The organism is Rhodococcus sp. WS3 (genome assembly GCF_003797085.1).
GTDB lineage: Bacteria > Actinomycetota > Actinomycetes > Mycobacteriales > Mycobacteriaceae > Rhodococcus_F > Rhodococcus_F globerula.
Window position 1 is genome coordinate 1,471,899 of record NZ_RKMA01000002.1, and the last position, 12,239, is coordinate 1,484,137.

Below are 12,239 nucleotides of genomic sequence, written 5' to 3' on the forward strand. Positions count from 1 at the left end.
TCAGTCTTCCCCAATCCTGGCCACAGCAGTTCGCAGAGTGCGGACGGTCAGTACGCCGGCGAGGTGGCGTTTGTAGTCGGCACTTCCGCGCTGATCGGTCACGGGATCGCAGGCCTGCTCGGCCATCTCACCAGCGCGTCGGTAGACCTCCTCGGACGGCGCCTTGCCACCCAGATACTCGGAAATCGCGGCCAGCGCCTGCGGATCGGAATTGACCGCAGTAAGGCCGAGCCGTCCTCTCCTAATCGCGCCGCCTTCCATCCACACCGATGCACCCGCAGCCGTGATCGCCCAATCCCCCACGCGCCGTTCCACCTTTGCGTACGCGTTCGAACTGTTGGCCCTGCTCGCAATCCGAACCTCGACCAGAATCTCGTTTGTGCTGAGGGCCGTCTCATAGGGGCCGACATGAAATTCCGCCATCGGAATGTCGCGGGTTCCCGAGGGACCACGTACGACGCACGTCGCCTCCAACACCGAGCACACGGTGCTGAGGTCTTCCGCGGGGTCAGCCTGACACAACGAACCGCCGATGGTTCCGCGGTTTCGCACCACCGGATCGGCGATCACTTTTTCCGCGTCCCGAAAGATCGGGAAGGCGCTGGCAAGGTCGTCGGATTCGAGTAACTGACGGTGACGCGCCATCGCGCCGATCCGAACGTGTCCGTCCCCGAACGTGATGTAGCCAAGTTCCTCGGCCAAGTCGTTGATGTCGATCAGATACTCGGGGTTTGCCAGTCGCAGCTTCATCATCGGAAGCAGGCTGTGTCCGCCCGCAACAACGCGCGCCTGATCGCCCAGTCGCTCCAGCAATCCGATGGCGTGGTCGATACCGGTTGCCCGCTCGTACTCGAACGGCCCAGGAACCTGCATGTGATGCACCCCACATTCGACTGTCATCTCAGCTTCTGCCGAGCGTCACAGCGAGTCAAGGGGCCCATCAGCTGCCTCACAATTCCCCAGGTCAGCGGCTCTCGGATTCCCCTGAACTGCGGTGAATGGGGCCCTCCAACCCGCTCAACGGCTTGCCCTCACCACCCCACCGAAGCGCGATGATCTCCGCCGCGATCGACACTGCGGTTTCCTCCGGCGTTCGCGCGCCGAGGTCCAGACCGATCGGACTCGCCAGCCTCGCCAACTCGAGGTCGGTGACACCTGCCGCCCGCAATCGTTCGAGCCTGTCTTGATGTGTGCGACGCGAACCCATCGCGCCGACAAACCCGACTTCCGGTAGTCGGAGCGCAACCTCGAGCAGGGGCACGTCGAATTTCGGATCGTGCGTCAACACGCAGATGACCGTGCGTGAGTCGATTGCGCCGGCCTCCGCCTGTGCTGCCAGGTATCGATGCGGCCAGTCGATCACCACTTCGTCGGCTGTCGGAAACCGTGACGGAGTCGCAAAAACCTCGCGGGCGTCGCACACCGTCACCCGGTACCCGAGAAATGAACCTTGCTTGGCAACCGCGGCCGCAAAATCGATGGCCCCGAATACCAGCATCCGGGCGCGGGGAGCGTAGCTCGCGACAAAAACCCGCATCCCCTCACCTCGACGCTCACCGTCCGGTCCGTACGTCTGCACTTCCGTACGTCCTGCCGCCAACAGGCCACGAGCGTCGTCGGTTACCGCGGAATCCGCGCGCGCCGATCCGATCGAACCGTCCGTGATGTCCGGTCGTATCACCAAGCGTCGGCCCACCCAGAACGGATCCGGGTGAGCAATGACTGTTGCTACCGCTACCGGGCGATGCTCCTCGACGTCGGTGGCCACACTCTCGAGACTGTCGAACGTCTGCCTCGACACAGCCTCGACAAAGACCTCGATCGTGCCGCCGCATGTCAGCCCCACCGCAAAGGCGTCGTCATCGGCAACGCCGTACCTTTCGAGGGTCGGTACACCGGATTCGATTACCTCCGTGGCCGTTTCGTACACGGCACCTTCGACGCACCCACCCGACACCGAGCCAGTCACCGAACCGTCCGGGGCCACCAACATCGACGCGCCCGGCATCCGAGGAGCTGACCGGAACGTCCGCACCACTGTCCCGACACCTGCCGTACCGTCGGCTCGCCACACCTTCATCAGTTCGGACAGAACATCCCGCATCTGCAGCTCCCATTCGGTGTCTTCTCCTATCGAGCGTATTCCAGACGGGGGTGATCGAGCGCTGTCACGCGGGAAGGTAATATCGTCTCCGCGCCTCCGTAGCTCAGGGGATAGAGCAAGAGCCTTCTAATCTCTTGGTCGCAGGTTCGAATCCTGCCGGGGGCACCATACTTTCTGGTCAGAACGGTGGTGGCTCGTTCACCACGTGAGATGGAATCGCAGCGCGAGCAAGTGGTCGCCGTAGCCGCCATCCCGCCACCGTGGAATCGAGCATGAACTCGAGATCTGCCTCGACACCCCGGCCATGGCATCGGAACAATCGCTCGACCACATGACTTTCCGTAAGCCGGAACCGCTCGACTTCATCGGACTGCACATCGGGATCACAAAACGCACCCCGCGGCTTCGTCACGACAAGAGAACCAGTCGGTGCGACCCATTCGAGTTGGCCACCTCCGATCTGCCGCACGGGCCAGTACCCCCAGGTCTTGAGCCGATGATGCTTGCGGCACACGGATGCCAGATTCTGCTCCGTGGTGAGCCCACCGCGGTCAGGATTCTCGTGATTGAACGCCACCGTGTGATCGAGATCGCAATTCTCGGCCCGTACAACACAATTCGGGAACCGGCACGTACCGTCGCGGGTCCGGACCGTCCGCGCAAGCGCAGCCGAAGGTCGATACGTCCGCGCCTCCCGGTACCGCTTCCGCGCTGCAACTGCGGCAGGCGACACTAACGGTGCGCTCGACCGCCTACCCACTCCGAGTACAGGTCCACCAGCCTTGAAACCATGTGTTCCCGTGAGGTTTTGGCAGAGAATCTGACGATCCTTCTCCGAGAGCGTCAGCACTTGCCGCCACACAGCATCGGCCGCAATTTCCCGCGCCAACTCCGCATCGATAGCACCGTACCCATGCAGAAAAGCCGGCAGATCATCAAAGCCGAGCAACGTGGAAACATTGACGCCCACCAGAATTGTCGCTTGCGACGGGGCTGATACCGGCTCCACATCCCGCCCGCAATCAGTGCCACATGCACAGGCGAGAACTGCTCGCCCCTCCGACAGCGCTACCAAGGCGTCGGCGCGACGTTGCGCCAAAGTACGAGGATCGCGCGCACATACCTGCCGCGACATCGTCTGCAGCTTTGCCGCCACGATGTGCGCACCAACCGCCGGCAGCACACCGTCGAGCGTCGACATACCGTCAACGCCTGCACTGATCCGCACATCGCGGTCTTCCTGCGCGCGCCGCCGCCGAGCGCGCACACCTTCCGGATCATGGCGTGCGATCAGGCTGCGCGCTCGGGCCTTGAGCCTGCTGCTGCTGCATTTGTCGGCGCCGTCCAGAAGTAACTGTTCAATGAGATCAAGTGCATCATCGGACACATTGGCCAGCGCATCCGAAAGCGCTGTCGCCTTACCGAGATCAATCTCTCCCGACGCAAATGCCGCAGACACCCGATGCAACCGCAAGCGCAGATCGCACCCCAACGAGATCATCCGCGTCGCCGCATACTCGGTGATACTCAGAACGAACGCAACTTCGACATGAACGAATTCACCCTGCACCGCGGCATTGCGACCGGCGTTCTCATCCTCGGAACACCGCTCGAAGTACAGCGACGTGACGGCATCAACTTCGAGGAACTGGGCGCGCGCAATGGACGCATGTCCTTCGACCAATGCATCCACAATGCCGCTCATCAACACCCCCCAGTTCGAACGTATATTCGATTCTAGCAGCAATCAATACCTATGGGAATATCTGCGTCACAACACTTTTGAATAAATCAGCGCCGGCGCGGCCTTCTCCAACCTGTCCAGGGCCGCAACCAACCGCACAAAATGATCGGTGTGCGTGTGAGCGTCCAGGTGTGCTTGGGATTCCCATTCCTCCACCAACATCAGCTCACCGGGATTGTCGCTTTGCTGCAGCAATTCGTAGCTGATGCAGCCGCTCTCCTTGCGGGTCTCGCGAACAAGTTCGCGATAGATACCTATGACCTCCGCGAGATTTTCCGGTTCGACCGCACTGCCCACCAACACCCTGATCGCTGACATTCGGCAATCCTGCCCGAACCCACCGACAAGTCGAGGGCAGGCGCAATGTCTGTGAAACATTCCCGATACAGAAGGTTCGTAAAGTGATCGGCAATCGGGTCGCAACAAGCTGCCCTGGGCCGCGCGAGGGGTACGTAGATGAGTGGAAATGCAGTTCGTCTGCAAGCGATCAAGGACGTCGAGGCCTACACACCTCCCGTCGTGAGTTTCTCAGGCGACGAAGCTCCCGGCGAGGTGTTCGGCGCCAACGTGTTCAACAAAGTGGTGATGCAGAAGCGCCTGCCCAAGCAGATCTACAAGTCCGTGATCGCCACGATCGAACAGGGCAAGCCCCTCGACCCGGCGGTTGCAGACGCCGTTGCATCGGCCATGAAGGACTGGGCACTCGAGAAGGGCGCCACCCACTACGCGCATGTCTTCTACCCACTGACCGGACTGACGGCCGAGAAGCACGACAGCTTCTTCGAGCCGGTCGGCGACGGGTCTGCGCTCGCCGAATTTGCGGGCAAGACACTCATCCAGGGTGAGCCGGATGCCTCGAGCTTCCCCAACGGCGGCCTGCGCAATACGTTCGAGGCTCGCGGATACACCGGCTGGGACGTGACCAGCCCGGCATACGTTCTCGAGAACCCCAACGGCAATACCCTCTGCATCCCTACGGTTTTCGTATCGATGACCGGCGAAGCGCTCGACCACAAGACTCCGCTGCTCCGTTCGCAGCAGGTGATGGGCGTGCACGCCGAACGCATCCTGAAGCTGTTCGGCCACACCGAACCCGAGCAGATTGTGTCCTTCTGCGGTCCCGAGCAGGAGTACTTCCTGATCGATCGGCACTTCTTCCTCGCCCGCCCCGACCTGCTCAATGCGGGCCGCACGCTCTTCGGCACCAAGCCACCCAAGGGCCAGGAGTTCGACGACCACTACTTCGGCGCCATCCCCGAGCGAGTCCTCGGTTTCATGATGGATACCGAACGTGAACTGTTCAAACTCGGCATTCCCGCGAAGACCCGTCACAACGAGGTTGCTCCCGGCCAGTTCGAGATCGCGCCGATGTTCGAGCGCGGCAACATCGCCGCCGACCATCAGCAGCTGTTGATGACCACGTTCAAGACCGTCGCCAAGAAGCACGGCATGGAGTGCCTGTTCCACGAGAAGCCGTTCGACGGTGTCAACGGCTCGGGCAAGCACGTCAACTTCTCGTTGGGTAACTCGGAACTCGGCAGTTTGCTTGTCCCCGGCGATAATCCGCACGACAATGCTCAGTTCCTGGTGTTCTGTGCAGCTGTGATCCGCGCCGTCCACAAGTACGCGGGACTCCTGCGCGCCTCCGTGGCGTCGGCTACCAACGATCACCGCCTCGGCGCCAACGAGGCTCCGCCCGCGATCATCTCGATCTTCCTCGGCGACCAACTGGCCGACGTGTTCGAGCAGATCGCCAAGGGTGCTGCGACGTCGTCGAAGGACAAGGGCACCATGATGATCGGTGCCGACACGCTCCCCGTTCTCCCCACTGATCCCGGCGACCGCAACCGGACCAGCCCATTTGCCTTCACCGGCAACAGGTTCGAGTTCCGCGCTCCGGGTTCCATGCAGACGGTCAACGGTCCGATGGTGACCATCAACACGATCATGGCCGAAGCTCTCGACTACATGGCAACCGAACTCGAAACGGCAGTTGCCGACGGTGCCGATTTCGACACCGCGGTTCAGAACCTGCTGACCGACATCATCACCAACCACGGTGCCGTCGTCTTCAACGGTGACGGCTACTCGGAAAACTGGCAGATCGAAGCGGAAGCACGCGGACTGCCCAACCTACGGACCACGTTGGACGCTTTGCCCGAACTCATCTCCGAATCCGCTTTGGAGCTCTTCGACAAGTACAACGTCTTCAACCATCGAGAGATGCACAGCCGCTACGAGGTCGGCCTCGAGCAGTACGCGCTGAGCATCGGCGTCGAGGCACGCCTGGCGGTTGAGATCGGCACGACGCTTATTCTCCCCGCAGCGGTCCGCCATCAGACCGAGATCGCGCAGAACTTCGTTGCATTGAAGGCTGCCGGCCTCGAACCGGATTCAGCGCCGCTGACCGAGGTTTCCGAACCCGTAACAGCTCTTCGGGCAGCGCTAGCCGCTTTGCGTGCAGCGATCAAGGTGATTCCCCACGACTCGCCGCTCGAAGCTGCCACGCATGCGCAGGAGGCTTTGATGCCGGCCATGGCGGATGTTCGCACCGCTGCGGATCTCCTGGAAACCATGGTTGCGGACGACCACTGGCCGCTTCCCACCTATCAGGAAATGCTCTACATCCTCTGACACCAAAGAATATGGCCTGCAACCGAATTCCGGTTGCAGGCCATATTGTTATGCCATATTTCTATTCCATATTGCTATTCCATATTGCTATTCTCCGGGCATTCTCATCTCCAGGAGCTGAGCCTCACCGGTTGTCGCGGGGTCCGGCCGGTCGCGCGAATCCGACGACGACATCTTCATGCCAGTCAGGTCTGTCTGCATATAGATCACGTTGTAGCGATCCCACGTTGTCGCGACAAACTCGAGCGTGTTGCCGGTTCGGGAGGTCCACGGGTGCATGAACCCGCCGTACAGGCTCGGCAGGGTATATCCGCTCAGAAGGGTCTGCGTGCCACTCCACGGCCCCTCGGGATGATCGGCCTGCCGAATCACCAGACTGCCGTCCGCGCTGGTGTACATCGCGACGTACTTGTCGAGATAGTCGTTCCATTGCACCGCGAGTTCACTGACCGGGGCCTTGATGACCTGCACCGCATCGTCGGAGTTCACGCTCCAACCCGAACCGTCCCAATACGTGTAGGCAAGGGGGTTTCGCAGTTCTGCACCGGGGACACGCGCCAAAACTGCCTTCCCGAAGCGTCCCGACGGGGTGCCGTACTCGTAGATATAGCCGTCGCCACCGTCGACGAACGCGCTCTGCTGAAAGTTCTCGTTGATCGAGGACACAGCCGGAATTCCCGGAATGTCGAGGCCAGGAGTGTTGGCGCGTACCGTCACGGGATCGATGTCCCAGTTCTCGCCGTTATCCGTCGAGTAGGCCAGCGCCGAGTAGTTGGTTGTCCAGGCGCCCGGCTCGTCCCACGTACGAACCGACATGAACCGGATGTATTGCACACCGCCGTAGGAGATGCCGGCCGTCGGGATCGTGGTGAACTCGAACGGGATGCCGAATCCGGGGATGATCTCCTTGGAGTGATTCGGAAGGTCTTTGGGTGAACTGTCGATCCGAAGCCGGTCCTGGAAATCGGTGTTACTACTGCGGAAGAGCACATTGCTGCGCCAGTCGTCGCCGTCGACCTCGCAGTCGCCGACAGTGTCACCGAATGCCATCAACACGTTGTGGTCAGCTCCGGAAAGCCCGTTGTCCCACATGATTCCAAGGTCTGTACCCGAGACGTTGAACCGGTTGATCGTGTCGTTCGGGCTGCCAGGGCCGGTCACCATTTCGATTGCCTTGGTCCGGCCGGTCAATACGGGCAATGCGCCGTTCGGTGCGCCCGTGATCCAGGGCAAAGAATTGACCAGCGATCCCGTGCCGGCAGAGCCAGAGAGGGAACCCGGCATCGAACCCGTCAGCGAGCCAAGCGAACCGGTACCGCCTGCCCCACACGGTCCACCTATCGCCGATGCCGCTGGGGCTGACGCGATGGTTGCCGCAATCGTGATTACACCTATGGACAACAACGCTGACACAGACCGTTTCGAGCGCACACGCATCCCCTCTGTCTATTTGTTCGCTCCGCCAGCAAACCACCAGCGCAGTGTTAATAGAGTGAAAGAAGAGCAAATCGTTATAAAACGGTCACTTGATTTCCAGGAAAAACCCGGTGTGGCGGATTTCACCTTCGCCCAACGGATGCCGGATTGGGCAACAAAGGCGCCTACTATGTAACGGAAATGTAAAAAAGTACTCACAATGTCAGGTAGGTGAGCGGTGTCCGTACGTGACCGCGTAGCGCAGATTTATGATCAGGTGTTGGTTCGCAATGCAGGTGAGCCGGAGTTCCACCAGGCTGCAGCCGAAGTTTTCGAATCTCTCCACGTCGTACTCGAGCGCCACCCGCGCTACGCCGACGCCGGGCTGATCGAGCGCCTGTGCGAGCCGGAACGCCAGATCATCTTCCGCGTGCCGTGGACCGACGACAACGGCAATGTTCACGTCAACCGTGGCTTCCGCGTCCAGTACAACAGCGCACTCGGCCCGTACAAGGGCGGCCTGCGGTTCCACCCCAGTGTCAACCTGGGCATCGTGAAGTTCCTCGGCTTCGAGCAGATCTTCAAGAACTCCCTCACCGGCCTGCCCATCGGCGGCGGCAAGGGTGGATCGGACTTCGATCCCAAGGGTCGCACCGACGCAGAGGTCATGCGTTTCTGTCAGTCCTTCATGACGGAACTGCAGCGCCACATCGGTGAATACACCGACGTTCCGGCCGGCGACATCGGCGTCGGTGGCCGCGAGATCGGTTACCTGTTCGGCCAGTACAAGCGACTGACCAACACCTACGAGTCCGGCGTTCTCACCGGCAAGGGCATCACCTGGGGCGGGTCTCAGGTCCGCACCGAGGCCACCGGCTACGGCGTTGCGTACTTCGTCGCCGAAATGCTCAAGGCCAAGGGCGAAGACCTCGAAGGCAAGAACGTCGTGATCTCCGGATCCGGCAACGTCGCCATCTACGCGATCCAGAAGATCCACAAGCTCGGCGGCGTCGCGATCGCCTGCTCCGACTCCTCGGGGTACATCGTGGACAAGAAGGGCATCGACCTCGACCTCCTCAAGGAGATCAAGGAAGTTCGCCGCGGCCGCATCAGCGAGTACGCCGACGCCGTTCCACACGCGCAGTTCATCGCCGGCGGTTCCATCTGGGACGTGCCGTGCGACGTTGCACTCCCCTGCGCAACCCAGAACGAGCTCGATGAAGACGCCGCAAAGACCTTGATCGCCAACGGCGTTCAGGCGGTTGCCGAAGGCGCGAACATGCCCACCACCCCCGGTGGCATCGCACTCTTCCGCGACTCCAACGTCGCGTTTGCTCCGGGTAAGGCCGCAAACGCCGGTGGCGTCGCCACCTCGGCTCTCGAAATGCAGCAGAACGCGTCACGCGATTCCTGGAGCTTCGAGTACACCGACGAGCGTCTCGCCCGCATCATGCGTGGCATCCACAGCCGCACCATCAACACGGCTGCCGAGTACGGCAAGCCTGGCGACTACGTGCACGGCGCGAACATCGCCGGCTTCGTCAAGGTCGCCGACGCCATGATCTCGCTGGGCGTTATCTAAGAAGTACCGTCTAACCGGCAAAGGACGCCTCCACTGAGTGGGGGCGTCCTTTGCGTTGCTGGATTAATGTTGCCGGATCAGTTAAGTCGGTGGTTCGGTTGTGTCGTCGGCGGCGGCTTTCTTTGCCGCCTCACGCATTTCGATACCGTCGGATACCCAGTCCCCGATTTCCCGGGTCACGTCGCGGACTGCACCGGCGATGATCATCGCGATGGATCCGACGTGCGTAGCCGCCGATTCCGTCAATTCCTGGACGGTGTCTTTGCGACGTTCAAATTTCCCGACCATCACATGTGGGCCTCTCAGGCTACGGTTCTCTGGCGTTCGACAATAACACCGGTAAGACTCTGTGACTTGATCATTCCAGGCGGCAAGGCAAACTTGAAGATCTTGCCCCATACCGATCCGATCTGCTTCCAGAAGCCACCCGTGTTGTACGGCAAACCGTACTGCGCGCACAGCGCCTCGACCTCAGGCGCAATCTGCGGGTACCGATGTGCGGGCAGGTCCGGGAACAGATGATGTTCGATCTGGTGGGACAAGTTGCCGGACATGATGTGGAACAACGGACTGCCTTGGATGTTGGCACTGCCGAGCATCTGACGGACATACCACTGCCCCCGAGTCTCCTCGGCCGTCTCGTCCTCCGTGAAACTCTGTACGCCGGTGGGGAAATGGCCGCAGAAGATGATCGAGTAGGTCCATACGTTCCGGACCAGATTTGCGGTGACATTTCCTGCCAGAGTGGTGACGAACAGCGGTCCGGTGAGAGCCGGGAAGATAACGTAGTCCTTGAGGACCTGCTTGCCTGCCTTCTTCCACCAACCCTTGATCAGCGGTTTGACGTCGTACCATTTCCGCTTGCCGGCGAGGACATTCTCGATCTCCAGATCATGCATCATGACGCCCCACTCGAAGAGCATCATCAGGGCAAACGCCCACACCGGATTACCGAGGTAATAGGGGTTCCATTTTTGGGCTGGGTCGATACGCAGAATGCCGTATCCGATATCCCGGTCTTTGCCCAGAATATTTGTGTAGGTGTGATGCATGTAGTTGTGCGAGTGACGCCACTGGTCCGACGGACACACCGTATCCCATTCGAACACTTCGGAATTGAGGCCTGGTTCACGCATCCAGTCGTACTGACCGTGCATGACGTTGTGCCCGATCTCCATGTTGTCCAGGATCTTCGAGATACTCAGCGCGCCCACCGCTGCGAGCCACACCGGCGGCAAGAAGCCCAGATACATCAGACCTCGACCGGCAACCTCGAAACCACGCTGCGCCTTGATGATCCGATAAATGTATTCGCGGTCCTCGGCGCCGAGCGATGCGACCGTGCGATCCCGGATCGCATCCAACTCACGGCCGATTTCCTCGACCTGGTCGTAGGTGAGTACTACCGGAGCGTCGGGGTCCTTATCAGGTCCGTTGCCCAGGAAAGGGAGTGTAGAAAGGGAAAGTCCAAACATGACAGTCTCCAAAAAGTGTAGGTGTCTTCGCTCAGATATCCACGGCGACATCGCCGACGGGTGCGCTGACACAGAGTTGGATCTTCTTGTCGGGTTCGTCGTCGGTCTCACCGGTGCGAATGTTGCGTGTTCGGCCGAGCTTCTTGACGGAGGTACACGAGAAGCAGATGCCCATCCGGCAGCCGTATTCCGGACTCAGCCCCGCGGCTTCCGCCTGTTCGAGGAGGGTTTTGCCTGAGTTTTCGGCCGCCACTCCACTTTTCGTGAACGCTACTTCGCCGCCTGCGTCGCCGGGTTCAGCTGCGGCGGGTGCAAACTCCTCGGTATGGAGCCGGTGCTCGATGTCGAGTTCACGAAAGACCTCGCGCACTCCGTGCATCAGTCCGGGTGGTCCACAAAGATATGCCTGCGCATCTGCCGTTTCCGGATCGGCAATCCAGGGCGCGACCGCGCTCAGGTGCGTGTTGTCGAAGAAACCGTCCAGGTCTCCCCCACCGGATTCGGTGTACACGAGTACCAGTTTCACATTCCGATGCCGCTCAGCGATGGCCTTCAACGCGTGGAGATACGACACATCCTTCTTGGTGTTCACGTAATGCAGGAACACGATCTCGCCGCGATGTTCTGCGTCGACGAGGGTGCGCAGCATCGACATCACCGGGGTGATTCCACTGCCACCGCTGATCAGGAGGATGTGGGAGGGCCGTTCGATGGGGAGCGTAAAAACACCGTCGGCCTGGGACAGGCTGACTACAAGTCCCGGTTCGGCATGCGCGTTCAAATACTGCGACACCAGCCCACCGGGATGGGCTTTCACTGTGAGTTCGATAAGGCCATCACGGCTGGACGCAGAACCAGCCGGCGAGTAGCAGCGGGTATGACGCACCCCGTCGATCACGACGCCTACCTGGACGAACTGTCCGGCAGAGAATCCGCGCCACTGGCGCGTCGGACGCAGGGTCAATGTCACTGAATCAGCGGTCGGATGGTCGACCGCTACGACCTGCGCGCGAATGTCGCGCACCGTCGCCATGGGATTGACGAGTTCGAGGTAACGATCGATCTGATGCGGAGCAGCCATGGCTTCGATCAGGGCCAGCCCGCGTCTGGCCAGAGTCTTGGAGGTTGATGCCATTGTCAGCCACTCCTTCCAGGTTGCATAATTTCAGTGTACAAATGTTCACTGATAATAGTGTGACAGGTGCACACAGGTATATGTCAAGATGAATGTGACGTGAGTTACGCGATCCACAGAAAGAGTCCACCGTGCCGATATCTACACTC

Annotated in this window: 10 protein-coding genes and 1 tRNA gene; 3 read left to right on the plus strand and 8 right to left on the minus strand. The window is 60.6% G+C overall.

Translation table 11 applies throughout. The features are described from left to right. Both EEB13_RS20845 and EEB13_RS20850 read right to left on the minus strand, forming a co-directional pair. Positions 1-873 (minus strand): FAD binding domain-containing protein, encoded by an 873-nt coding sequence (locus EEB13_RS20845; protein ID WP_141486156.1) that lies wholly within the window; start codon positions 871-873, stop codon positions 1-3. 91 nt (positions 874-964) lie between these two features. After that, on the minus strand, positions 965-2,104 hold the full coding sequence (locus tag EEB13_RS20850; protein ID WP_141486157.1) for an XdhC family protein: 1,140 nt from the start codon (positions 2,102-2,104) through the stop codon (positions 965-967). Between the two features lie 92 nt (positions 2,105-2,196). Between EEB13_RS20850 and EEB13_RS20855 the strand changes: the two genes are divergently transcribed. Then, positions 2,197-2,272: transfer RNA gene (locus EEB13_RS20855), tRNA-Arg, on the plus strand. Between the two features lie 10 nt (positions 2,273-2,282). Here EEB13_RS20855 and EEB13_RS20860 read toward each other — a convergent pair. Both EEB13_RS20860 and EEB13_RS20865 read right to left on the minus strand, forming a co-directional pair. Then, a complete protein-coding gene (locus EEB13_RS20860; protein ID WP_141486158.1) occupies positions 2,283-3,809 on the minus strand; it encodes an HNH endonuclease signature motif containing protein in 1,527 nt (508 codons plus the stop codon). A 66-nt stretch (positions 3,810-3,875) separates the two neighbouring features. After that, positions 3,876-4,166, minus strand: coding sequence for a putative quinol monooxygenase (locus tag EEB13_RS20865; protein ID WP_141486159.1), 291 nt, complete (start codon positions 4,164-4,166; stop codon positions 3,876-3,878). A gap of 138 nt (positions 4,167-4,304) precedes the next feature. Between EEB13_RS20865 and EEB13_RS20870 the strand changes: the two genes are divergently transcribed. Then, complete coding sequence (locus EEB13_RS20870) at positions 4,305-6,482, plus strand: glutamine synthetase III (RefSeq protein WP_092808728.1); 2,178 nt, start codon at positions 4,305-4,307, stop codon at positions 6,480-6,482. An 87-nt stretch (positions 6,483-6,569) separates the two neighbouring features. On the opposite strand, the gene EEB13_RS20875 is transcribed toward EEB13_RS20870, so the two are convergent. Beyond that, the gene (locus EEB13_RS20875) at positions 6,570-7,919 is read right to left on the minus strand and encodes a DUF4185 domain-containing protein (protein WP_187328592.1); all 1,350 of its coding nucleotides are present in this window, start codon (positions 7,917-7,919) and stop codon (positions 6,570-6,572) included. A 217-nt stretch (positions 7,920-8,136) separates the two neighbouring features. Here EEB13_RS20875 and gdhA point away from each other — a divergent pair, with 217 nt between their 5' ends. Then, positions 8,137-9,480, plus strand: a complete 1,344-nt coding sequence (gene gdhA / locus EEB13_RS20880; protein ID WP_033232785.1) for an NADP-specific glutamate dehydrogenase — start codon at positions 8,137-8,139, stop codon at positions 9,478-9,480. Between the two features lie 81 nt (positions 9,481-9,561). Here the strand turns inward: gdhA and EEB13_RS20885 are convergent, their stop codons facing one another. The 3 genes from EEB13_RS20885 to EEB13_RS20895 are packed head-to-tail and all read right to left on the minus strand — an operon-like array spanning position 9,562 to position 12,096. Next, positions 9,562-9,768: a hypothetical protein gene (locus tag EEB13_RS20885; protein ID WP_033232783.1), complete on the minus strand. Its 207-nt coding sequence runs from the start codon at positions 9,766-9,768 to the stop codon at positions 9,562-9,564. Positions 9,769-9,782: 14 nt separating this feature from the next. Beyond that, positions 9,783-10,955, minus strand: coding sequence for a fatty acid desaturase family protein (locus EEB13_RS20890; protein WP_095885882.1), 1,173 nt, complete (start codon positions 10,953-10,955; stop codon positions 9,783-9,785). A 31-nt stretch (positions 10,956-10,986) separates the two neighbouring features. Next, positions 10,987-12,096, minus strand: coding sequence for a ferredoxin reductase (locus EEB13_RS20895; protein WP_373557466.1), 1,110 nt, complete (start codon positions 12,094-12,096; stop codon positions 10,987-10,989). Positions 12,097-12,239 lie beyond the last annotated feature (143 nt).

Excerpts from the sequence above, each read along its gene's own strand:
- EEB13_RS20845 (WP_141486156.1), bottom strand. The coding sequence starts at position 873 with ATGCAGGTTCCTGGGCCGTTCGAGTACGAGCGGGCAACCGGTATCGAC.
- EEB13_RS20850 (WP_141486157.1), bottom strand. The coding sequence starts at position 2,104 with ATGCGGGATGTTCTGTCCGAACTGATGAAGGTGTGGCGAGCCGACGGT.
- EEB13_RS20860 (WP_141486158.1), bottom strand. The coding sequence starts at position 3,809 with ATGAGCGGCATTGTGGATGCATTGGTCGAAGGACATGCGTCCATTGCG.
- EEB13_RS20865 (WP_141486159.1), bottom strand. The coding sequence starts at position 4,166 with ATGTCAGCGATCAGGGTGTTGGTGGGCAGTGCGGTCGAACCGGAAAAT.
- EEB13_RS20870 (WP_092808728.1), top strand. The coding sequence starts at position 4,305 with ATGAGTGGAAATGCAGTTCGTCTGCAAGCGATCAAGGACGTCGAGGCC.
- EEB13_RS20875 (WP_187328592.1), bottom strand. The coding sequence starts at position 7,919 with ATGCGTGTGCGCTCGAAACGGTCTGTGTCAGCGTTGTTGTCCATAGGT.
- EEB13_RS20885 (WP_033232783.1), bottom strand. The coding sequence starts at position 9,768 with ATGGTCGGGAAATTTGAACGTCGCAAAGACACCGTCCAGGAATTGACG.
- EEB13_RS20890 (WP_095885882.1), bottom strand. The coding sequence starts at position 10,955 with ATGTTTGGACTTTCCCTTTCTACACTCCCTTTCCTGGGCAACGGACCT.